This window comes from Microbacterium sp. 18062 (genome assembly GCF_902706225.1).
Lineage (GTDB): Bacteria > Actinomycetota > Actinomycetes > Actinomycetales > Microbacteriaceae > Microbacterium.
This window is the reverse complement of record NZ_CACSKB010000001.1, coordinates 1-21,754: the sequence shown is the minus strand read 5'-3', so window position 1 is coordinate 21,754 and position 21,754 is coordinate 1. Positions and strand designations below refer to the sequence as shown.

The 21,754-nt window shown below is 72.1% G+C and carries 19 protein-coding genes; 1 reads left to right on the top strand and 18 read right to left on the bottom strand.

Annotated elements, in window-relative coordinates:
• From GVL03_RS00095 to GVL03_RS00015, 17 genes are all read right to left on the bottom strand, one after another.
• On the bottom strand, window positions 1-1,299 hold the full coding sequence (locus GVL03_RS00095) for a citrate synthase (protein WP_159498269.1): 1,299 nt from the start codon (window positions 1,297-1,299) through the stop codon (window positions 1-3).
• A gap of 160 nt (window positions 1,300-1,459) precedes the next feature.
• Window positions 1,460-2,569: a succinyldiaminopimelate transaminase gene (gene dapC / locus GVL03_RS00090; protein WP_159498267.1), complete on the bottom strand. Its 1,110-nt coding sequence runs from the start codon at window positions 2,567-2,569 to the stop codon at window positions 1,460-1,462.
• Between the two features lie 12 nt (window positions 2,570-2,581).
• Window positions 2,582-2,902, bottom strand: a complete 321-nt coding sequence (gene fdxA / locus GVL03_RS00085) for a ferredoxin (RefSeq protein WP_159498264.1) — start codon at window positions 2,900-2,902, stop codon at window positions 2,582-2,584.
• Window positions 2,903-2,911: 9 nt separating this feature from the next.
• Entirely contained in the window at window positions 2,912-3,298 is a 387-nt protein-coding gene (locus GVL03_RS00080; protein WP_159498262.1) for a DUF6113 family protein, read from the bottom strand.
• Window positions 3,299-3,358: 60 nt separating this feature from the next.
• Entirely contained in the window at window positions 3,359-4,672 is a 1,314-nt protein-coding gene (locus GVL03_RS00075) for an FAD-binding oxidoreductase (protein ID WP_159498260.1), read from the bottom strand.
• 130 nt (window positions 4,673-4,802) lie between these two features.
• Complete coding sequence (locus tag GVL03_RS00070) at window positions 4,803-5,609, bottom strand: NADPH-dependent oxidoreductase (protein ID WP_159498258.1); 807 nt, start codon at window positions 5,607-5,609, stop codon at window positions 4,803-4,805.
• 82 nt (window positions 5,610-5,691) lie between these two features.
• Window positions 5,692-6,747, bottom strand: a complete 1,056-nt coding sequence (locus GVL03_RS00065) for an LLM class flavin-dependent oxidoreductase (protein WP_159498256.1) — start codon at window positions 6,745-6,747, stop codon at window positions 5,692-5,694.
• Window positions 6,748-6,758: 11 nt separating this feature from the next.
• On the bottom strand, window positions 6,759-8,558 hold the full coding sequence (locus GVL03_RS00060; RefSeq protein ID WP_159498254.1) for an ABC transporter ATP-binding protein: 1,800 nt from the start codon (window positions 8,556-8,558) through the stop codon (window positions 6,759-6,761).
• Window positions 8,555-10,390 carry an ABC transporter ATP-binding protein gene (locus GVL03_RS00055; RefSeq protein ID WP_159498252.1) on the bottom strand — a complete coding sequence of 612 codons (1,836 nt, stop codon included), beginning with the start codon at window positions 10,388-10,390 and terminating at the stop codon, window positions 8,555-8,557. The genes GVL03_RS00060 and GVL03_RS00055 overlap by 4 nt, the downstream gene beginning before the upstream one ends.
• Complete coding sequence (locus GVL03_RS00050) at window positions 10,387-11,379, bottom strand: ketopantoate reductase family protein (protein ID WP_159498250.1); 993 nt, start codon at window positions 11,377-11,379, stop codon at window positions 10,387-10,389. The genes GVL03_RS00055 and GVL03_RS00050 overlap by 4 nt, the downstream gene beginning before the upstream one ends.
• 46 nt (window positions 11,380-11,425) lie before the next feature.
• On the bottom strand, window positions 11,426-13,042 hold the full coding sequence (locus GVL03_RS00045; RefSeq protein WP_159498248.1) for an ABC transporter ATP-binding protein: 1,617 nt from the start codon (window positions 13,040-13,042) through the stop codon (window positions 11,426-11,428).
• The gene (locus GVL03_RS00040) at window positions 13,039-13,959 is read right to left on the bottom strand and encodes an ABC transporter permease (protein WP_159498246.1); all 921 of its coding nucleotides are present in this window, start codon (window positions 13,957-13,959) and stop codon (window positions 13,039-13,041) included. The genes GVL03_RS00045 and GVL03_RS00040 overlap by 4 nt, the downstream gene beginning before the upstream one ends.
• Window positions 13,956-14,912 carry an ABC transporter permease gene (locus GVL03_RS00035; RefSeq protein ID WP_159498244.1) on the bottom strand — a complete coding sequence of 319 codons (957 nt, stop codon included), beginning with the start codon at window positions 14,910-14,912 and terminating at the stop codon, window positions 13,956-13,958. Before GVL03_RS00035 ends, GVL03_RS00040 begins: the two co-directional genes overlap by 4 nt.
• A gap of 7 nt (window positions 14,913-14,919) precedes the next feature.
• Window positions 14,920-16,584, bottom strand: a complete 1,665-nt coding sequence (locus tag GVL03_RS00030) for an ABC transporter substrate-binding protein (RefSeq protein ID WP_159498242.1) — start codon at window positions 16,582-16,584, stop codon at window positions 14,920-14,922.
• A 68-nt stretch (window positions 16,585-16,652) separates the two neighbouring features.
• The gene (locus tag GVL03_RS00025; RefSeq protein WP_235037952.1) at window positions 16,653-17,822 is read right to left on the bottom strand and encodes an acyl-CoA dehydrogenase family protein; all 1,170 of its coding nucleotides are present in this window, start codon (window positions 17,820-17,822) and stop codon (window positions 16,653-16,655) included.
• On the bottom strand, window positions 17,819-18,931 hold the full coding sequence (locus GVL03_RS00020; protein WP_159498240.1) for an LLM class flavin-dependent oxidoreductase: 1,113 nt from the start codon (window positions 18,929-18,931) through the stop codon (window positions 17,819-17,821). Before GVL03_RS00020 ends, GVL03_RS00025 begins: the two co-directional genes overlap by 4 nt.
• A 32-nt stretch (window positions 18,932-18,963) precedes the next feature.
• Window positions 18,964-20,112, bottom strand: coding sequence for an LLM class flavin-dependent oxidoreductase (locus tag GVL03_RS00015; RefSeq protein ID WP_159498238.1), 1,149 nt, complete (start codon window positions 20,110-20,112; stop codon window positions 18,964-18,966).
• Window positions 20,113-20,436: 324 nt separating this feature from the next.
• Between GVL03_RS00015 and GVL03_RS00010 the strand changes: the two genes are divergently transcribed.
• Window positions 20,437-20,961, top strand: coding sequence for an N-acetyltransferase (locus GVL03_RS00010; RefSeq protein WP_200847004.1), 525 nt, complete (start codon window positions 20,437-20,439; stop codon window positions 20,959-20,961).
• 41 nt (window positions 20,962-21,002) lie between these two features.
• Here the strand turns inward: GVL03_RS00010 and GVL03_RS00005 are convergent.
• On the bottom strand, window positions 21,003-21,754 hold a 752-nt coding region (locus tag GVL03_RS00005), incomplete at its 5' end, for an HNH endonuclease signature motif containing protein (protein WP_159498236.1).

The window sequence follows — 21,754 nt, the reverse complement described above, 5'->3', positions numbered from 1 at the left end:
TCAGACGGCGCCCGGGTAGTTCCGCTCGGGAGCGCCCGTGTACAGCTGCTGCGGGCGACCGATCTTCGTCTGCGGGTCGGTGTTCATCTCGCGCCAGTGCGCGAGCCAGCCCGGAAGCCGACCGATCGCGAAGAGCACCGTGAACATGCGCGTCGGGAAGCCCATCGCCTTGTAGATGACGCCGGTGTAGAAGTCGACGTTCGGGTACAGGCGACGCTCCTTGAAGTAGTCGTCGTTGAGCGCGATCTCCTCGAGCTCCTTGGCGAGGTCGAGGAGCGGATCGCTCACGCCCAGCTCGGCGAGCACCTCGTCGGCGGACTCCTTCACGAGCTTCGCGCGCGGGTCGTAGTTCTTGTAGACCCGGTGGCCGAAGCCCATGAGCTTCACGCCGTCCTCCTTGTTCTTGACCCGCTCGACGAAGCGCTGCACGCTCTCGCCGGATTCGCGGATGCGGCCGAGCATCTCGAGCACGGCCTCGTTCGCCCCACCATGCAAGGGGCCGGACAGCGCCTGGATGCCGGCGGAGATGGAGGCGAACTGGTTCGCACCGGTGGATCCGACGAGCCGCACGGTGGAGGTGGAGGCGTTCTGCTCGTGGTCCTCGTGCAGGATCAGGAGCCGTTCCAGCGCCCGGGTCATCACCGGGTTGATCTCGTAGACCTCGCTGAGCACCCCGAAGTTCAGCTTCAGGAAGTTGTCGACGAAGCCGAGCGAGTTGTCGGGGTAGAGGAACGCCTGACCGACGCTCTTCTTGTGCGCATACGCGGCGATCACCGGGAGCTTCGCGAGCATCCGGATGGTGTTCAGCTCGACGAACTCGGGATTGTGCGGATCCGACTGGTTCTCGTAGTAGGTCGAGAGCGCGGCCGTGGCCGCGGACAGCACCGACATGGGGTGGGCGGTGTGCGGAAGGGCCGAGAAGAAGCGCTTCAGATCCTCGTGCAGCAGGGTGTGCCGACGGATGCGGTTGTCGAACTCGGCCAGCTCGCTCGTGCTCGGCAGCTCGCCGTAGATGAGCAGCCAGGCGATCTCGAGATACGTCGAGTTCTTCGCGAGCTGCTCGATCGGATACCCGCGGTAGCGGAGGATCCCCTGGTCGCCGTCGATGTAGGTGATCGTCGACTTCGTCGCGGCCGTGTTGACGAAGCCGTAGTCGAGCGCGGTATGGCCGGTCTGGCGCGTCAACGTCGAGACGTCGATGCTCGGAGCGCCGTCCGTGCCGCGGAGCACCGGCAGTTCGGCCGTTCGACCTCCGACGGTCAGAGTTGCGTTGTCCTGCGGCGAGCCGGCATCGCTCACGGCGCCTCCTTGCGATCGATGGTCGTCGGCGTGGGTGACCGTGTGGTGGCGGTCGGCCCGGTCGCGCTTCGTGTCGGCGCGGCCATGCGGATACAGCCTAGCCGGGGTCCGAGCCAACCGTGGAAACCGCCAAAGGAATCCCTGTTCGCCTGGAGGAGAGCTACGAGACCGCGTGCAACCGGTGGGCTGCGGCGGCGATCCGCTCGTCGCTCGCGGTGAGCGACAGTCGCACGTGCTCGGTGTGGGACGGGCCGTAGAAGTGACCGGGACCGGTGAGGATGCCGAGCTCCGCGAGACGCCCGACGCTCGTCCACGCGTCCTCGCCGCGGGTCGCCCAGAGGTACAGTCCCGCCTCGCTGCGGTCGACACGGAACCCGTAGGCCTCGACGGCGGGCTTGAGGCGTGCCCGGCGTCTCGCGTAGCGCTCCTTCTGCTCCCGCACGTGCGCGTCGTCGCCGAGCGCCACCGCCATCGCCGCCTGGACGGGGGCGGGGAGCATGAGCCCCAGGTGCTTCCGCGCGGTCAGCAGCCGCGCCACGATCCCGGGGTCGCCGGCAAGGAACGCAGCCCGGTACCCCGCGAGGTTCGACTGCTTGCTGAGCGAGTAGACCGAGAGCACCCCGGTGACGTCGCCGTCGGTCACCGCGGGGTCGAGCACGGAGGGGATCGCCTGCGTGTCCCACGGCGCCTCCCAGCCGAGCTCTGCGTAGCACTCGTCGCCAACCAGGACGGCGCCGAGCTCGCGGGCGCGTTCACGGGCACGACGGAGCGCCGCCGCATCCCATACCGCGCCGTCGGGGTTTCCCGGCGAGTTGAGCCAGACCAGACGTGTGCCCTCGGGCCACTGCGCGGGATCGTCGCTCGCGAGCGGTGTCGCCCTGACCAGACGCGCGCCGACCTCGTAGGTCGGATATGCGGCACGCGGATGCACGACGACGTCGCCGGGTCCGAGCCCGAGCAGCAGCGGCAGCAGCGCGACGAGCTCCTTCGACCCGACCGTGGGCAGCACGTGCGCCGGCGTGAGACCGGGCACCCCGCGGCGGCGGCGGAACCAGTCCACGATGGCCTCCCGCAGGGGCGGTGTGCCGACCGTCTGCGGATACGCGTGGGCATCCGTGGCCGCGGCCAGCGCATCGGCGATCAGGCGCGGGGTCTCGTCGACCGGCGACCCGATCGACAGGTCCACGATGCCGTCGGGATGCGCGCGGGCGATCTCGGCATACGGCGCGACGGCGTCCCAGGGGTACTCGGCGAGGTCGGCGACGCCCATCTCAGCGGATGCTCACTCGCCCTGCGGCGGAAGCGCCGCGATGAGCGGGTGGTCCTTCTTGATGACGCCCACCTTGGCCGCGCCGCCGGGAGAGCCCACGTCGTCGAAGAACTCGACGTTGGCCTTGTAGTAGTCCTGCCACTCGTCGGGCAGATCGTCCTCGTAGTAGATCGCCTCGACCGGGCAGACCGGCTCGCAGGCGCCGCAGTCGACGCACTCGTCGGGGTGGATGTAAAGGGAGCGCTCTCCCTCGTAGATGCAGTCGACGGGGCACTCGTCGATGCAGGCGCGATCCTTGACATCGACGCACGGCAGGGCAATCACATACGTCACCGTGTCAGTCTAGTTGGCCTCGGATCGGGCGCGGCCGACGCCGCGGAGGTCGGGCCACGCCACGACGAGGGCCGTCACGAGCGGGACGCCCGCCATCCAGATGAGCGCGAGCGTCTCGTTCTGCTGCGTGAACAGCACCGATCCGCCCGGCGAGGGCAGGGAGAAGAAGTAGGTGGCGAGCATCATGCCGCCGCCGCCGGCGAGCGCTGCCCAGCGGTCGCCGGTGAGCAGCCGCAGGGCGACGACGAGCCCGGCCGATCCGACGACCCCGAGGACGAGGCCCACCGGGATCACGCCGAGCGACGACGAATGCGCGAGCGAGCCCGCCGCGCCGTAGACGACGCCGACGACGAGCGCGATCGCCCAGGTGGCCAGACGAGAGAACCGGGAGCCCATGCGCGGATTCTACGGCGCGCGCCTGTGCGCTCCTGCGTCGGGTCGGCGCACGCGGAAGGCTCAGAGCCCGCTTCCCGGGTTGAGGATGCCGTCGGGGTCGAACACGTCCTTGATCCGCCGGTGCAGCAGCACCGGCGGCTCGCCGAGCTCGCGGCGCGCCCATTCGCGCTTGAGCCGGCCGACGCCGTGCTCGGCGGTGACCGTGCCGCCGAGCTCGAGGGCGAGGGCGAAGATGTCGTCGGCGGCCCGGTGCGCGGCCTCGGGGATCCCGCCGTCCTCGTCGGCGTCGGCGACGATGATCGGATGCAGGTTGCCGTCGCCGGCGTGGCCGAACACGAAGATCGGCACGTCGCGCTCCGCGGCGACCGCCCGGATGCGGCGGATCGCCTCCGCGAGCCGGCTGCGCGGCACGGCGATGTCCTCGATGAGCGGACGGCCGAGGCGCTCGATCGCGGGCAGAGCCTGCCGGCGCGCGGCGAGCAGCCGGTCGGCCTCCGCCTCGTCGGCGGTCCAGTCGACCGCGGAGGCGGTCGCCGACAGCGCCTCGACGACGACCGCGATCTCCTCCTCCGCCCCGAACCCGTCGGTCTGCGCCACCAGCAGGGCGTCGCCACGGGCGCGCAGCCCGGTGCCCTGCGCGTCGTCGATCGCGGCCAGCGTGGCGCCGTCGAGGATCTCGAGCACCGCGGGCCGCGCTCCGCTGACGGCGACGGCGGCCACCGCGGTCGCCGCATCCTCCAGCGTCGCGAAGAACGCGGATGCGGTGGCCACCCGCCGCGGCCGGGGCAGCAGCCGCACGACCGCTCCCACCACGACGCCGAGGGTCCCCTCGGAGCCGACGATCAGACCGGCGAGATCGTACCCGGTCACCCCCTTGATGGTGGGGCGCCCCAGTCGCACGAGCGAGCCGTCCGCGAGCACCACGTCGACCGAGAGCACGGCGTCGCGGGTGACCCCGTACTTCGCGCCGCGAAGGCCGCCGGCGTTCGTGGCGATGTTGCCGCCGATCGTCGAGATGCCGACGCTCCCCGGATCGGGGGCGAAGATGAGGTCGTGCTCGCGCGCGGCGCGGTCGAGGTCGGCCGTGATCACCCCGGCCTCGACGTGAGCGGTGCCGTCGACGGGGTCGATCGCGAGGATGCGGTCGAGGCCGGACAGATCGAGCACGATCGCGCCATCGGTCGCGACCGCCCCGCCGGCGAGGCCCGAGCCCGCCCCGCGGGCGATCAGCGGGATGCGCTCGCGCGCGGCTCGGCGCACGACCTCCCGCACCTCGGCGACGTCGCGGGCGACGATCACCTCGCGCGGGAGGCCCTCGGCACGGAGCCCGGAGCGATCGGTCGTTCGGTCTGGGGCGGATGCGTCGGTGCTCACCGTTCCACGCTAGGCACTCCCCGCCCCGGCCGCGACGGATGATTCCGAATGCGAACCAATCGGCTTGTCCGATCTCTCGGTGGGCGGGCCATCGCCGCCCGCCCACCGCCGGGCCCGGCACGGCCGGGTGTCAGCGCGACGGGAGCCCGCGGCGCCGGAGCGCGTCGTGGATCGTATGCCGCCCGTGCAGGCTTGCGGCGGCCCGCACGCGGTTCAGCACCGCCTCGATCCAGCCCCGCGACGAGCCCTGGCCTGCGTAGTAGGCCCGGACGGCGTCGTCGTACGCCGACACCGCCGCGTCCGGAGCCGCGCGATAGGTCTCGCGGTGGCGCACCACGCGCTGCGGGAGCCGCGGCTTGATGCCGGCGCGGTCGTCCGGGTCGGGGTGGCCGATCGCGAGCCCGACGACGGGGAACGCGCCCTGGGGCAGATCGAGCACGTCCGAGAGCTCCTCGGGGCGGTTCCGCACCGACCCGACGTACACCGTGCCCAGACCGAGGGACTCGGCCGCCACGACCGCGTTCTGTGCGGCGAGCGCGGCGTCGACGAAGCCGACGAGGGTGCTCTCGACGAACCCGATGCCCTCGACCGGGGCATCGCGGCGCTCCGCGATGACGCGGTTGCGCGCCCAGTCGGCGACGAAGACGAGGAACACGGGTGCCGCGCGGATGAATGCCTGGTCGCCCGCGAGCACCGAGAGCTCGGCCTTGCGCTCGGGATCGCGCACCTCGATGACCGACCAGGACTGCATGTTGGAGCTCGTGGCCGCCGACTGGGCGGCGGCCACGATCGCCGTCAGGGTCGCCTCGTCGACGTCCTCGTCCGTGAAGCGGCGCACCGACCGGTGCCGCTGCAACAGGGCGATGACGTCGTTCGCGGGCGCGATGGGTTCGGGGACCTCGCCGCCGTAGCGGCGGGCGAGCACACTGTCGGTCATGTCTCCAGCCTGTCGGATGCGGCGGCCCGCCGCCCGCGCCAGGACACGCGTCGCAACACTCGGCGCCGCGCGGGGGCGGTGCTCACGGGGTCCGCCCGGAGGCAAGGTGCGGTGCGACGTGCATGACGACGTCCTCGAGCAGCCGCGTGTTCTCGGCGAATCCGAACTCGGGCGGCAGGAACGCGATCAGCTCGTCCGCCTCGGCGACGGCCACATCCGCGAGCAGCGTGTCGACGACGCGGGCGGGGTCGCCGTGGATGGCGTCGCTCATGGTCATCGCGCGGCCGGTCGGGCGTGGCGAGGCAACACGTGCCGGAGCGACCTGCGCAGGGTCGACGGCACCGCGGGGCCGGGACACGGCGGGCCCGTGCGCGCGCCGCTCTCTGTCGTAGGCGGCGTAGCGGCGGGCGAGCTCGGGCGTCGTGGCGGGCAGGACCGAGCGGCTGACGACCACCCGGGGCGGGTGCGGGCCGATGTGCGCCGCGCGGTACGCCTCGATCGCGGCTCGTTGCTCGGCGTTGTAGTCGGCGACGTCGCCGGTGAGGATCGTGCTCAGCATGAGGCGGAGTCCCTGCCGTCCGATGCGCTCCGCGGACTCGACCGAGCCCCCGCCGTACCAGATCCGCTCCGGCAGGGCGTCGCTCGTCCCGCGCACCGTCAGCGGCAGGTCGAGCGAGCGGCCGTCGGGACCCGTCGCGGTTCCCAGTCGCTCGCCCCGGATGCCGCGCAGAAACGTCTCCAGGCGGTGCTGCGACTGCTCGCGCCCGTCGTTCACGGGCTGCTCGAAGGCGGCGTCGAAGCCGCCCTGGCCGGTGCTCAGCCCGAGCTGGAGCCGCCCGCCGGTCAGGTGGTCGGCGGTGCTCGCGGCCTCCGCCAGCAGCACGGGGTCCTCGTAGCGCACGCCGATGATCGCCGTGCCGAGGCCGATCCGGTCCGTGTGCTGGGCGACGACCGGGAGGAAGACGAGGGGCGAGGCGAGGTAGTTGTCGAAGTGACGCTGGTACACCCATCCCCGGTCGAATCCCAGCTGCTCCCCGATCCGGAACAGCTCGATCCCCTCGCGCAGCCCCTCCGCGGCGCGGCCGGTCTCGAACGGGACGCGTGTGTGGAAGCCGAGAGTGAGGCGTCGGGTGCTCATGCGGAGGTCTCCTATCGTCGAGGATGTTGTGCGCCGACCGCGGCGCGGGCGGCCGCCGCGAAACGGCCGCCCTCGGCGACGAGCCCCGCATGGGTGCCCTGCTCAACCAGGCGTCCGCCGGCGAAGACGAGGATGAGGTCGGCGGTGCGGGCGGTGGCCATGCGGTGGGCGATCGTGATCGTCGTCCGTCCGCGCGCGATGCGGCGCAGCGCCTGCTGCACGCGCACGTCCGTACCCGGGTCAATCCCGCTCGTTGCCTCGTCGAGCACGAGCAGGTCGGGCTCGAGATAGGCGGCGCGGGCGAGCGCGATGAGTTGACGGCCGCCGATGGACAGCGCCCTGCCGCGCTGTCCGACTGGCGTGTCGATACCCTCGGGAAGGGCATCTGCCCAGTCGTCGAGCCCGAGTTCGGCCAGCACGGCGCGCACGCGCTGCCGGTCGGGCAGGTCGTCTCCGACCGCGATGTTCTCGGCGACCGTGCGATCGAACAGGAACGCGTCCTGCGGCACGACCGCGACCCGCCGCGCGAAGGCGTCGTCGGTGATCTCCTCCACCGGCACGCCGCCGAGCAGGATGCGTCCACGGCCGATCTCGAGCTGACGGGTGAGGAGCCTCGCGAAGGTGGTCTTGCCCGAGCCGGTCTCCCCCACGATCACGACGTGCGATCCGGCCGGCACACTCGTCTCGACGCCGTCGAGGGCCGGGCGTCCGCCGCCGTAGGAGAACCCCAGATCGTGCACCTCGACACCGATCGGGCCGTCGGGGATGGCGGCGACGCCCGCCGAAGGTCGCGTCGCCGGGTCGGCGAGCACCTCGAGCACGCGCCGCCAGCCGGCGACGGCGTTCTGGGCCTCGCCGAGCTGGCCGACCAGGAACTGGAGCGGACGGACGAAGAAGGTGACCAGGAACAGGAAGGCGACCAGCTCGCCGCCATCCGGCGCCGGCAGGCCCGGCGGCAGCAGCGCCGCGCCGAGAGCGACACCGACGAGCATCACGGCCGTGGTGATCACACCGTTGATCAGCTCGCCGGCGGCGGTGTTCACCCCGACCGGCCACACGGTGCGCAGCTGTGCGTGCTCGACCCCGTCGATGAGTCCGTCCACCCGCGCCTGCACCCGCGCGTGGGCGCCGAAGCCGCGGATCACGTCGACCCCCTCGATGGCCTCTCCGACACCGCCGAAGAGCCCGCCCACGGCGATGCGCACGGCATGGAACCGCGCGGCGATGAGGGCATGCGCGCGCTGCATGATCAGGAGCGCGGGCACCGCGACGACGAGCACCACCGCAGCCAGCGGCCACGAGTACCAGAACATCGCGACGACGGCGATGAGGGCCTGCAGCGCGTTGGTCGCCAGCGAGATGCCGCCGGACTGCGTGAACTGGCTGATGGTGTCCACGTCGCTCATCACACGGGAGACGAGCGAGGATCGGGGCGCACCACCCAGGCGGTGGGGCGGGATGCGCAGCACGCGCGCGAAGGCCTGCACCCGGAGCGAGGCGAGCGCCTCTTCGCTCGCCCGCACGAGTCTGCGATTCATCCAGACCGACGCGCCGGCAGCGACGAGCACCGCCACGGCGCATGCCACGATCACGGGGACGATCGAGCGCGCCGCCTCGCCGGGTGTCGACGCGCCGTCGACGGCGACCTGCACGGCCACCGCGACCACGATGCGGCCCGACGAGGCGATCAGGGCCAGCACCAGCGTCCACCACAGCCCCCGCGCGATCTCGGGCGTCGCTGCCAGTCCGTCCCGGATGGTCCGCCACGACCCGCCGCGCAGCGACCCTCCGCCCGCTGGTCCGGCGGTCACCGTTCCCACTCCGGGTCCTGCGGCGCCGCCCGCTCGTAGGCCTCCACCAGCGCCTGGAAGTGCGGGTCGGCGGTGAGTTCCTCGAACGTCCCGACGGCGCGCACGGCGCCCGCCTCCAGCAGCACCAGCCGGTCGGCGAGCGCCAGTGACGGCGCGCGGTTCGCCGCCATGACGACGGTGAGGGCAGATCCGGCATCCCGGCGTTCGCGAAGATGCGAGGCGAGGCCGGCGAGCACCTGACGCTCCACGCCGGGGTCGAGGGCGGAGGTCGCGTCGTCGAGCACGAGCAGCGACGGCTGCGCAAGCAGGGCGCGGGCGATGGCGAGCCGCTGCCGCTGCCCGCCCGACAGCGTCGCGCCGCGGCTGCCCAGCACGGTGTCGAGCCCATCCGGGAGCGCCCGCACGACCGGCTCCGCCGCGGCGATCCCGAGCGCGTGCCAGAGCTCCGCGTCGCGGAGCTCGTGACCGTCCGGGCCGCGCCGGCCGAGGACGAGGTTCTCGCGCACCGTGTCGTGGAGGAGGAACGAGGTCTGCGGGACGACCGCGATCGACCGGCGGAGCGACGCGTCGTCGAGGTGGATGCTGTCGATGCCGCTGAGGCGAAGCTCGCCGTCCCCGGCGGGGCGCAGACCCGCGACCAGGCTCAGCAGGGTGCTCTTGCCCGAGCCGGTGGCACCCGAGACCGCGAGGACCTCGCCGGCGCGCACGCCCAGGTCGATCCCGTCGAGGATGCGGCGGTCCCCCCGGTGCACCGTGGCATCGCGCAACTCGATCGCGACGGGCCCGTCGGGGAGCGCCCGCCCTCCCCCGTCCGGCAGCCTCTCCTCGAGCACAGCGCGGACCCGCTCGTCCCCGACCACGCCGAGCGGCAGCGTGCCGAGGAAACCCCCGATCACGTTCAGCGGGATCGCCATGGTCAGCAGCAGATAGGCCACCTCGACGAGCGTGCCCACGGTGAGCTCGCCCGCATCCGCCCGTACGGTCCCGATCGCGAGCACGGCGACGACCCCGAGCGACGGCGCGAGCTCGATGACGGGGGTGAACAGCGCCGACGCCGAACCGGCACGCACGTTCGCCGCCCGCAGCAGCTCCACGCGCTCCCGGAAGCGCCCGGTCTCGCGCTCGTGCAGACCGAGCGTGCGGATGACCTCGTCGCCCTCGAGCGCCTCGTTCGCGAACGCGCTGACGGCGGCCCGGCGCTGCTGCGAAAGACGCACGCGGGGGACCATCGCCGCCTGGTAGACGAGGTTGGTGCCGAGCAGGAACGGCACGACCGCGATCGCGACGAGCGACAGCCAGGCGTCCGCGAGGGCGATGCTCACCACGGCGTAGCCGAGCATGGCGACCATGCCGGCGGCGAAGGGGAAGAGGTTCATCGGCTGCCAGCGCGCCTCGGTGTCCGAGACCACGTTGGACAGCAGCCTTCCGGCCGGATGCCGCTCGTGCCAGGCGGGACCGAGCGCCAGGTAGTGGCGGGTGAGGCGCCGGCGGTCCTCGGCGATGTTCGGGAACTGGATACGGCCGGTGCCGACCGCCCGCAGCACGATCGTGACGATGCGCAGGGCGCTGACGGCGAGCACCGCCGCCGCGGCGATCGCCGCCAGCGCGGGCGGGAACCGGCCGGAGGCCAGAGAGGGGACGATGAACTCCTCGGTCGCCCACCCGAGCGCGGCCGCGCCGAACACCATGCTGGCGCCGTTGACGAGCCCCGTGGTCAGGGCGAGCGCGGCCGCGAGCGGATGCCGCCGGCACCCGGCGAGCATGAGCCGCAAGCCCCGGCGCAGCGTACGGCGGGAGATCCTGGTGTCCGCCGACGCGGGAGCCGTCCTCATGCGCCTGCGACGGCGGCGCTCCGCGCGAGCTCCGGAGGAAGCGGCGCGGTGCCGGGCGCGCCGCCGGATCCGGCCAGCACCCCCAGCGCGCGCTGGATCGCGGCGTTCCGGGGTGCGGCGAGCCCGGCGCGTCGCGCCAGCAGCACGATCTCTCCGCTGAGGTAGTCGCTCTCCACCGACGCCCCTCGGGCGAGGCTCTGCCAAGTGGACAGGTGCCCCGGTTCGTGTCCGTCGATCGGCTCGATCCGCAGCCGGATTGCCCCGGGATCGGGATCGGCGGCGACCGGCAGACCGAGCCGCTCGAACAGACCGCGCGCCTCGTCGCGGAGGTCGTCCGTCGCGCGCACCAGCTCCTCCTCGCTCGCCCGGAAGACCTCGACGACGTTCCGGAGGTTGCCCAGCAGCTTCCGGCGCTTGGCGGCCGCGATGTCGGGCTCGACGAATGCGGCGTAGCCCGCGCGCTCGAACGCGGCGCGGTGGCGCTCGTCGCTCTGGGCGCTCGCTGCCGGATGGCCGCCGAGCCACGCGACCCCGATCACGGGCCACGAGGGCGAGACGACCACACCGGGCTCGAGGTGACTGGCCGCGATCCCGATGGAGACGCCGGTCACCCGCGCGAAGCGCCGCAGCGCGACGTCCTCGGCGGCCAGGCCGTTCTGCAGCGTCAGGATCGGCAGGTCGGCGATGACACCGCCGTCCACGAGCGGGCGCCAGGCGATGGCGGCGACGGCGGTCTCGGCGTCCTGCGACTTGACGGCGAGCACGACCGTGTCCGCGCGCGCCGGGGATGCCTCGTCGATGGCGGAGGCGACGGTCACCGGCACGGTCTCGTCGCCCTGCGGCCGGCGCACCCGGACGCCGTTCCGGCGGATGGCCTCCAGCTGCCGGCCGCGCGCGATCAGCACCGCCGGAATCCCCGCGAGGGTCCACTGCGCGGCCAGCAGCGCGCCGATCGCGCCGGCTCCGACGATCAGGTACCTGCCGCTCATCGGTCTCCCCACGCGGCACCCGCGGCGACGGGCGCAGCGGTCCGGCTCACGAGCGCGCCTCATGCAGCGATCGGCCCGGGACCGCCGCGAGCAGCTCGCGCGTGTACGACTCCTGCGGATCGCCGAGCACGGCAGAGGCCGGTCCCTGCTCGACCACGCGCCCGCCGCGCAGGACGGCGACCTCGTGGGCGACCTGCGCCACGACGCCCAGGTCGTGCGACACGAGCACATAGCCGACGCCGAGGTCCTCCTGAAGACGGGCGAGCAGCCGGAGCACCTGGTCCTGCACCGAGACGTCCAGCGCCGAGACCGGCTCGTCGAGGTACAGCAGCTCGGGACCGATCGCGAGCGCGCGCGCGATCGCCACGCGTTGCCGCTGTCCGCCCGACAGCTCCGCGGGACGACGCGTCGCGGCATCCGCCGGCAGTCCGACGAGGTCGATCAGCTCGGTCACTCGCGCACGCCGCGACGCACGGTCTCCGATGCCGAACGACACGAGCGGCTCGGCGATGCTGCGGCCGACGGCGAAGCGGGGGTCGAGGGCCGAGAAGGGGTTCTGCTGCACGAGCTGATAGCGCCGGCGCAGCTCTCTGCCGGCCCGCCAGCCGAGCTCCGACACGGGCACGCCGTCGAAGACCACACGTCCCGAGGAGGGGTGCTCGAGCCCCAGCGCGATCCGCAGCAGCGTCGTCTTGCCCGACCCCGATTCGCCCACGATCGCGAGCGTGCGGCCGGCCCGCGCCTCGAGAGTGACGTCGTCGACGGCGCGCAGGGTCGGGGATGCGGCGCCGCGCGGCAGCGGGAAGTCCTTGACGACCGCCTCCCAGCGCACGACCACCGGAGCCTCGCCTCCCGGCGGACGCGGGGGCACCGTGCCCGTGAGTCCCGGGGCCGCCTGCACCAGGCGGCGGGTGTAGTCCTCACGAGGCGAGCCGAGCACCTGCAGCGACGGTCCCTCCTCCACGACCTGGCCGTGCTGCATGACGACGACCCGGTCGGCCCGGTCGGCTGCGACGCCGAGGTCGTGGGTGATGATGATCAGTGCGATGCCGCGTTCGCTGACGAGCCTGTCGAGATGATCGAGGATGCGTCGCTGCACCGTCACGTCGAGAGCGCTCGTCGGCTCGTCGGCGACGATCACGTCGGGGTCGCCCGCCAGCGCGATCGCGATCAGCACCCGCTGACGGAGCCCGCCGGAGAGCTCGTGCGGGTACTGCCTCGCGCGCCCGACCGGATCGTCGATGCCCGCCTGGCTCAGAACCTCGATCACCTCCGCGTCGATCTGCGGTCCACGCACGCCCCGCAGCCGCACCGCCTCGGCGACCTGATGGCCCACCCGTTGCGTCGGATTGAGCGAGACGGTCGGATCCTGCGGCACGAGACCTATGACACGACCGCGGATGCGGCGGGCCACACGCTCCGCCGCGCCGGCGAGCTCGACCCCGGCCACCCTCGCCGAGCCGCCGACGATGTGCCCGTTGTGCGGCAGCAGACCGAGCAGCGCGTGCGCCGCGGTCGTCTTGCCGGAACCCGACTCTCCCACGACCGCGACGCGTTCGCCGCGCGTGACGGTGAGATCGATGCCGCGCAGGGCGGGCGCCGCCGTGCCGTCGCGGCGGTAGTCGACCCGGAGGCCCCGGATCTCGATGAGGGGATCGCTCATCGCTGCACCTCCTCGAGGCTCTTCGCGAGATGATTGAGGCTCAGCACGACGGCCGCGACGAACAGTCCCGGCACGAGCGAGACCCAGGGGGCGGTCACGAGGTAGTTGCGGCCGTTGGAGATGAGCGTGCCCCACTCCGCGGCGGGGGGCGCGGCGCCGAAGCCGAGGAAGGAGAGGGCTGCGACCGCGAGGATCGCCGCGCCGAAGTCGAGGACCGCGAGGACGACCACCGGCCCCCACGAGTTCGGCAGCACGTGGGTGAAGAGGATCCGCCCCCACGAGGCCCCGCCGGCGCGCGCCGCATCGATGTAGGGCAGGGTCTTCACCCGGAGCACCTCCGAGCGGGTCGTGCGGGCGAAACCGGGGATGATCCCGATGCCGACCGCTATCGCGACCGGGACCGTCCCGAATCCCAGGGCGGTGACGATCGCAAGCGCCAGCAGCAGGCCGGGGATCGCGAGGAACACGTCGACGATGCGCATGACGACCGCATCCACCGTGCCGCCGACGAACCCGGCGACGACGCCGAGGGCGAGCCCGCCGACCAGCGCGATGCCGATCGCGAGGGCGGTGGCCGCGATCGTCAGCGACGAGCCGTGCACGACGCGCGAGTAGAGGTCGCGGCCGAGCTCGTCGGTGCCCCACCAGTGGGCGAGACCGGGCGTCTGCAGCCGGTCCGCCGGGGCGGTGGCCGTCGGATCGTGGGTGGCGAAGAGCTCGGGGACGAGCGCGGTGGCGATCGCGAAGGCGACGATCACCGCGGCGACGATGACCCCCGGTCTGCGAAGCAGGCGCAGGGCGGGGTGACGCGGTAGCCGGGAACGGGACGCCCCCGCGGGCCGCGACACCTCCGTGGGCTGGCCGCCGGGAGCGATCACGGTCGGGGCGTCGCTGCGGGTCTCCAGGACGTCGGTCATGCGCGGCTCACCTTCGGGGTACGGGCGATACGGGGATCGAGCAAGGGGTACAGCAGATCGACGATCAGGTTGACGACCACGAACGCCGCCGCGGCGAGCACGACGACGGCCTGGACGACCGGGATGTCCTGCTGCAGCACCGACTCCTGCGCGAGACGGCCCACGCCGTTGCGGGAGAAGACCGTCTCGACCACGATCGATCCGGTCACGGTCGCCCCCACGAGCAGTCCCAGGATCGTCAGGGTCGGCAGCGCCGCGTTCCGGAACGCGTGCCGGAACTGCACGGCGAGCCGCGTCAGCCCCTTCGCGCGCGCCGTGGCGATGTACGGCTCCCCCAGCGTGTCGTCGAAGCTGCGGGTGAGCACCTGAGCGAGCACCGCCGAGGTGGGCACCGCCATCGTGACGGAGGGCAGGACGAGGCTCTGCCAGCCGTTGTCGCCCGTGGCGGGCAGCCAACCGAGCGTGAAGGCGAACACCTGGATGAGCAGCAGCCCCACCCAGAAGTTGGGCACGCTGACCCCGACCGCGGGAAGCCGTCGCAGAAGCGTCGCGACGGTTCCGCGCGGCACCCACGTCGCGAGGAACGCGAGGCCGATGCCGACCACGAGCGACAGCGCCACCGCGATCGCGCTCAGCGCCACGGTCCCGGGCAGCCGCTGGGCGAGCAGCTCCGAGACCGGCAGCTGCTTGGCGAAGCTGGTTCCGAAGTCGCCCCGCAGAGCGTTGACGAGCATGCTGAGGTACTGCTCCCATACCGGCTTGTCGAGGCCCAGCCGGGCCGCCGCGGCGGCCCGCTCAGTCGCCGTGAGGGAGTCGATCTCGACCCCGGCGGCGCCCAGCTGCAGCGCGACGGGGTCGCTGGGCAGCAGGTAGAGGATCGCGAACGTGACGGTGTAGGCGGCCCACAGCACCAGGACAGCCTGGCCGACGCGGCCGAGCACGTACCTCAGCATGATCGCGCTACTCCCCGCTCTTCCAGATGTCGTAGTACGACAGGAACGCCTCGCTCGTGAACCGGAAGCCGTGAACGTCGGCAGCGACGGCGGCCAGCTGCACGCGCTCGAAGATCGGGAAGACGAGGGCGCTGTCGACGAGCAACTGCTGCACCTCGGTGTAGGCCTCCTCACGCTCGGCGGAGTCGGTCGCCGCGAGCCCCGCCGCGAACAGCGACTCGACTGCGGTGCGGAGATCATCCGGCACCGCATTCTGCGCGAACGCCGTCGAGGTGGCGACGTTCGTGTCGAGGATCGATCCGAGCACGCTCGGGTCGCCGCGGGTGAGGTAGCTGCCGAGCAGGTCGTAGTCGCCGCCCGTGATGAGCGCTCCTCGCTCCGACGCCTGGAAGACCGGCAGCCGCAGATCGATACCGACCTGCTTCAGCTGGTCCTGCAGCAGCGCGTCGCCCGGGTTGTCGGCCGTGATCGGCTGCACGATGGTGAGGGTCTCGCCGTCCTTGGTGCGATATGTGGCGCCGTCCTCGAGCACCCAGCCGGCGGCGTCGAGGAGAGCCGCAGCCTCGTCGGGGTCGTACGCGAGCTGGTCACTGAGATCGAGGAAGAACGGGGTCGTCTCGTCGAAGACGCCGCCCACCACCGGATAGTCAGCGCCGTAGATCGTCGACGCGTAGGTCGCGCGGTCGATCGCCACGAGCACGGCCTTGCGCACATCCTCGTCGGCGAGCACCCTGCCATCGCTCGTGTTCGCGTAGAGGTTGTACGCGGGGCCGGGCAGGGACCTGCTCTCGACCGTCGCGCCCGCAGCCTCGACCTGCGCGACCTGTTCGGGAGTGAGGGGGTTGCGCGGCCAGTCGATGTCGCTCGCACCGCTCGTGAGGTCGCCCACGCGCACGCTGTCCTCGGCCACGTAAGAGATGTGGACGGCGTCGAGGTAGGCGTCGCCCTGGTGGGCGTTCAGCTCGCTCGCCCAGGCGTAGCCCTCGCGCTTGCTCAGATCGATGCCCTCGCCCGGTGTATAGGAGTCGAGGACGAACGGACCGGAGCCGACGTTCGCGGTGCCGAGGCACCGCTCCTCCGGGGTGGCGGAATACGACGAGGCCGCGAGGATCGCGAGGTTGCTCGTCGAAGTGCCCTGCAGGAACGCGGCGTTGGGCGTCGAGAAGTGCACCTCGACGGTGTCGTCGTCGACCGCCGCGCTGTGGTCGTAGCCGAGGATGTAGACACTGCCGTATGCCCCCGGGACCTCCGCAGCGGTCTTCTTGGCGTTGTCGAGCGCGAGGACGACCGAGTCCGCGGTGAACTCCGTGCCGTCGCTGAAGGTCACGTCGTCGCGCAGGTCGAAGGTGTAGGCGAGGCCGTCGTCGCTGATGGTCCAGTCCGTGGCGAGCCACGGCACGATCTCGCCGGTCTCAGGATCCTGGTCGGTGAGCGAGTCGGCGTAGTTGCGGATCACCTGACGATGCTCGATCCAGTAGACCTGGAAGGGGTCGACGCAGGAGAACGCCGGGTTGTCGGGGAAGAACTCGATGTTCAGCTCTCCGCCCGAGACGGGCTCGGAGCTGGCATCGGCGGTCGTGCTGGCGCCGCCGGAACAGCTGGCGAGCAGGAGCGCCGCGGCGGCGGTCGCGGCGAGCGCCGCCGCGGGTCGGATTCGGTGTCGGGTGAGCATATCGGATGCCTCTCGGGTGTGGTGCGTGTCGGGTGGGATGCGTGTCGGGTGTGTTCTTCGGGCGACTCTCAGACGGCGAGCGTCCCTCTGCCGGCGGCGAGCAGTGCGGCGTCGTCCTGCGGCGGGTGCGGGCGGGAGGCCAGCACGTCGCGCAGGTGTCGTTCGAAGGGGAGATGTCGGGTGAGACCCGGGTTCCCGATCGCGGCGACGAGCCCTTCCACGGCCGAGATGGCGGAGCGCGAGACGAGGAGCTTGGCCAGTCCCAGCCGGTCGGCGCGCGCCGTTCCGCCGTCGATCTCGGCGGCGAGCGCCGAAAGGACGAGCTCGCCCTGCAGGATCTGCGCCCTGGCCTCACCGGCGACGGTCTGGATGCGCTCCACCGTGGCGATCGGGCGGCCGAGAGAACTCGGCACCCGCTCCTGCGCGAAGGTGCGGAAGGCGGACAGCGCCGCCCGCGCGACCCCGAGATAGAGCGCGGGCACGCCCAGGGCGAGGGCGCCGTGCGGCGCCGCATTGTTCGGCACCGTGCCCACGGGGGCACCGGAGAAGTTCTCGAACGGCACGCGTACGTCGTCGTAGATCACGTCGTGCGTGCTCGACGCGCGAAGGCCCAGGTGGTCCCAGGTCTTCTCTATCCGGATGCCGGCGGCATCACCCGGCACGATCACGTGCCCGACGCGGGGCTCGGCCTCGTCGGTCACGACCCATACCAGGTGGTACGACAGCCCCTCGGAGCCGGTCGCGAAGCCCTTGTGCCCGCTCACCGACCATCCGTCCGCGACGCGACGGGCGACGGTGGCGGGAAGTCCCCCGCGAGCCGGGGCGCCCAGCTCAGGCTCCGCCCGCACGGCGTTGAGGAGGGTCGGGCGCTCCGCGGACTCGGCGAGCACGCGCAGGTACAGCTCCTCCGGCCACGAGTCGCTCGTCGCCTGCGCGAGGTGCTGGAAGACCGTCATCGCCGTCAGGAGCGCGACCGAGGGATCGCCCTCGCCGAGCGCGAGGAACACGTCCACGGCCTCGCGCGCACTGAGTCCCCGGCCACCGTACTGCGCTCCCACGGCCACCGTGAGCAGCCCCGCATCGTGCACCGCCTGGATGCCCTCCCACGGGAACGAACCGTCGCGATCGTGTGCCGGCGCAAACCGGGCGAGCTCGGCGGTCAAAGCACCGAGGCGAGCGGCCGAGAGGTCCGGCGGCTGCAGCGCGGGCGCCGTGCGCACCGGCGTCTGCGCGCTCACGAGGCGAGCTCCGCGGAGCGGAAGACGACCTCGGGGTCGATCCCCCGACGGGCGACCTCCTCGTGCACGAGCGGGATGATCCGCCGGCCGGCGTCGATCGCATCGCCGATGTCGCCGAGCGTGGGGAGCGAGACGACGTCAGCGCCCAGCTCCACGTACCGGACGACGGCCTGTGCGATCGTCTCCGGCGAGCCGACGAGCAGCGACGAGGCGCCGCCAGCGCCGGCGATCCCGCGCGGCGTCCACAGCACGCCGCCGTCGTGCTCCTCCGCCTGCTCGGAGATCTCACGCAGCCGCACGCTGCCGACGTTCGTGGCCGCGACCCGCTGCACGGTGTCGTAGAAGGGGCGGGTGCGCGCCACGAGGTCCCGCGCCTTCTCGCGGGCGAGGGCATCGGTGCTCGCAACGACCGGACGGAAGGTCACCCAGAAGCGGATGCGGTCGGTGCGACCGGCGGCGCGGGCATGCTCGTACACCCGTGCGATCTGCTCGGCGGTCTGCTCCAGAGGTTCGCCCCACAACGCGAAGATGTCGGCGTGCGCACTGCCGGCGGCGTAGGCGAAGTCGCTGGAGCCTCCCAGCGACACCGGCAGCGGACCGCCCGACGCGGTGGGATAGCCCGGGCCGAAGTCGTCGAAGTCGTAGAACTCGCCGTGGTGCGAGAACGGCTCACGGCGCGTCCACACATCGCGGAGCACCCCGATGAACTCCGCAGACCGCCGGTACCGCGCCTCCTTCTCGAGGTAGTCGCCCTGCTGACGCTGCTCCTCATCGCTGCCGCCGGAGATGATGTGCACGATCGTGCGCCCGCCCGAGAGCTGGTCGAGGGTCGCGAGCCCCTGCGCAGCGACGGTCGGGAACGCCGAGTTCGGGCGCACCGCGACCACGGTCTTCAGCCGCTCGGAGGCAGCCAGCACGGTGGCAGCCACGACGTACTGGTCGGCGCTCGCCGAGGCGTACGGCACGAGCGTGTAGTCGAAGCCGAACTCGTCGATCGTGCGCGCGTAGCGCCGGAGCCACGCGACATCGATCGGCGCGGTGAAATGACCTGCGGCCGGCGGCGGGCCGGGCGGCCGGGTGCCGATCGCGTTGACGAACTCCACGGGCATGTCGGCCCTCCTTCTTCTTCCTGCCCGCGCGCTCAGGCGCGGACGCCCTCGGCGAACTCGGGCTGGGCGACGATCTGTCCGCGGTGTCCGGTGGCCTCGCGGTGCGCGAGCTCCTGCCGGACGAGGGGCAGGACGTGACGGCCGTAGTCGATCGCGTCGTTCAGGTTGTCGTATCCGCGGATGGACACCAGTTCTGCGCCCAGGTCGACGTAGTCGAGGATGGCGGCCGCGACGGTCTCGTAGCTGCCGACCAGGGCGGTCGATGCACCCGAAGCACGGGTGACCTCGGCGGGCCTCGTCCATAGAGCGCGATCGTGCACCTCACCGCGGGCGGCCGCGTTCAGCAGTCGTTGCGAGCCCACGTTCTGCGGATCGGCGCCACGGCTGTAGTGCTTGTGATAAGCGCCGTTCGCGTAGGTCTCGGCGATCGTCCCGATGATGCGGTGCGCTTTCTCCCAGGCGAGCTCGTCGGTCTCGGCGACGATGGGGCGGAAGGTCACCCAGATGCGGGGCAGGTCGGAGCGCCCTGCGGCCCGCGCCTGCTCGGCGATGCGGGCGATCTGGTCGCGGGTGTCGGCGAGGGGCTCGCCCCACAGCCCGAAGATGTCGCCGAGCGCGCCGCCGACGCGGTAGGCGGCGTCAGAGGAACCGCCCACCGAGATGGGCACAGGCGCGCCTCTGAATGTCGCGAGTCCCGGTCCGAAGTCCTCGAAACGGTAGTAGCGCCCGTCGTGGCTGAACGGCTCCTTCTCGGTCCACGCACGGCGCACGATCCGGATCCACTCCTCCGATCGGTCGTAGCGCTCGTCTTTGGACAGGAAGTCACCCTGGCGCCCCTGCTCCCGATCGTTGCCGCCGGAGATGATGTGCACGACGGCGCGTCCTTCGGAGATCTGATCGAGCGTGCTCAGCTGCTGCGCGGCGACGAGCGGGAAGACGGTGTTGGGCCGCACCGCGACGATCGGCTTGATCCGTTCGGTCGCCGCGGCGACCGCCGTCGCGGTCACGAAGGAGTCCGGCCCGGCGCTGCCGTAGGGAACCAGCGTGTAGTCGAACCCGGCGTCCTCCAGGCTGCGGGCGTAGCGGCGGAGGTACGCGGGCTCGATGGCGCGCCCGCCCGATCGCGGATTGAGCTCGTCCGCATGGCGGGTGTTGATGGCGCTGATGAACTCGACGGTCACGGGGGTGCCTTTCGGTCGCGGAGCCGGGTGCGGCGATGGTCGTGTGCAGTGTGCGGGGAGGTTGGTATGCAGTGTGCGGTGATGCGCGCCGCCCGTCCAACGACGAGCGACGATCGGAATCGATCCGTCGGAGTGATCGTTCGCGCGGAAGATCGTGCGGCCCGGCGAGGCCGTCCGCAACCGCGGAATCATGCGGAAGCCGTGGCCTCTCCTACGCCGAGGTCGGGTGAGACGACGGTGGCGACGCCGCATCCGGCGCCTGCGTTTCGTTTCGCAGTGTTGCGACAGGGACGACGATCTGTGCGGGTGCTACCGTCGGCGAGCATGAGCGACGAGCTTTGGCGGGACGACGGGATCCGCGTGCGCGCGGCATCATCCGAGGACGCCGCCGCCATGGCCCACGTGCATGTGGCCTCGTGGCGGGAGGCCTACCGGCGCACGCTCGTTCCCGACGAGGTGCTGGACGCCCCGGACTTCGTGGAGCGCCGGGAACGCTTCTGGTCGAGCGCGCTGACGGATCCGCGGTGGGCGGCGAGCCGGGTCGCCGTGGCCGAACATCGAGGAACCGTCATCGGCATCGCGATGTCCGAGCCGGTCGACGGTCTCCCGTGGACACGCCACCTGGACGTCCTCTATGTCCTCGCCGCGCATCACGGGACCGGCGTCGGAGCGGCGCTGTTGAACGCCGTGATCGACCCCGCGGAGGACGCCGCACTCTGGGTCGGAGATCCGGTCCCCCGCGCGCAGGCCTTCTACCGCAGGGAGGGCTTCGTCCCCGACGGCACGGTGAAGATCGAGGACGGCATCCGCGCGATCAGGATGGTGCGTCTGCGGTCCGACGACAGCTGACTCACGCACTCGAGTCACGCAGCGAGATCTCGCCTGGGTGTTCAGAAGGGTGGTGGGGTGTCGTCGTGGGGGACGAAGCGGATGGTGGCGGGTGGCCGGTCGGTGTAGGTGCGGCCGGTGGGGCTGGTCCAGTGCAGGACGCCGCCGGGGTGTTGGGTGACGGTCCAGGCGGTGCCGTGCTTGCCGACGTGATGGCGACGGCAGAAGTCGGCGAGATTGTGTTCGTCGGTGGGGCCGCCGTTGGCGGCGTCGATGGTGTGGTCGAGGTCGCAGCGGTGTGCGGGGATGGTGCAGGTGGGGGTGCGGCAGCGCTCATCGCGAGCGTGGAGGTAGCGGATGAGTTGCTTGTTCGGGCGGTAGCGGTCGACGGCGAGGGGGAGGCCGGTGTACGGGTCGGTGAACACGCGGTCCCAGCCGGGTGCGTTCGCGGCGAGGCGGCGGGCGAACGATGGGTCGATGGGTCCGTAGCCGGCGAGGTGTGCGGGTTCGGTGCCGATGCCGATGCCGGCGAGGGTGAGAGCGGGCACGGTGACCTGGATGCGTCCCGTGACGTGTTCGAGTCCGTCCCCGTAGGTCTGGGGACTGGCGGTGAGGAGGAGTTCGGCGAGGATGTCGGCGCGTCGCTGCCCGATCGTGCGGGTGTCCGCGGCAGGGTCTGGTGGATTCGTTCCCGGAGGCCGTTTCGGGTGTGGGCCGGTGATCACGATCTGACGGTCGTCGTCTGGAAGGGCGTTCGTGCTCGACGGGGCGTCGTCCGTGATTGTCGGGGTGTGGGGGCTGGTCGGGGTGGCGG

What these genes read in the sequence shown, in the direction of transcription:
- GVL03_RS00035 (WP_159498244.1), bottom strand. Translation starts at nt 14,912, where the DNA reads ATGCTGAGGTACGTGCTCGGCCGCGTCGGCCAGGCTGTCCTGGTGCTG.
- GVL03_RS00010 (WP_200847004.1), top strand. Translation starts at nt 20,437, where the DNA reads ATGAGCGACGAGCTTTGGCGGGACGACGGGATCCGCGTGCGCGCGGCA.
- GVL03_RS00080 (WP_159498262.1), bottom strand. Translation starts at nt 3,298, where the DNA reads ATGGGCTCCCGGTTCTCTCGTCTGGCCACCTGGGCGATCGCGCTCGTC.
- dapC (WP_159498267.1), bottom strand. Translation starts at nt 2,569, where the DNA reads ATGGGCGTCGCCGACCTCGCCGAGTACCCCTGGGACGCCGTCGCGCCG.
- GVL03_RS00045 (WP_159498248.1), bottom strand. Translation starts at nt 13,042, where the DNA reads ATGAGCGATCCCCTCATCGAGATCCGGGGCCTCCGGGTCGACTACCGC.
- GVL03_RS00055 (WP_159498252.1), bottom strand. Translation starts at nt 10,390, where the DNA reads ATGAGGACGGCTCCCGCGTCGGCGGACACCAGGATCTCCCGCCGTACG.
- GVL03_RS00050 (WP_159498250.1), bottom strand. Translation starts at nt 11,379, where the DNA reads ATGAGCGGCAGGTACCTGATCGTCGGAGCCGGCGCGATCGGCGCGCTG.
- GVL03_RS00065 (WP_159498256.1), bottom strand. Translation starts at nt 6,747, where the DNA reads ATGAGCACCCGACGCCTCACTCTCGGCTTCCACACACGCGTCCCGTTC.
- GVL03_RS00020 (WP_159498240.1), bottom strand. Translation starts at nt 18,931, where the DNA reads ATGCCCGTGGAGTTCGTCAACGCGATCGGCACCCGGCCGCCCGGCCCG.
- GVL03_RS00070 (WP_159498258.1), bottom strand. Translation starts at nt 5,609, where the DNA reads ATGACCGACAGTGTGCTCGCCCGCCGCTACGGCGGCGAGGTCCCCGAA.
- GVL03_RS00040 (WP_159498246.1), bottom strand. Translation starts at nt 13,959, where the DNA reads ATGACCGACGTCCTGGAGACCCGCAGCGACGCCCCGACCGTGATCGCT.
- GVL03_RS00030 (WP_159498242.1), bottom strand. Translation starts at nt 16,584, where the DNA reads ATGCTCACCCGACACCGAATCCGACCCGCGGCGGCGCTCGCCGCGACC.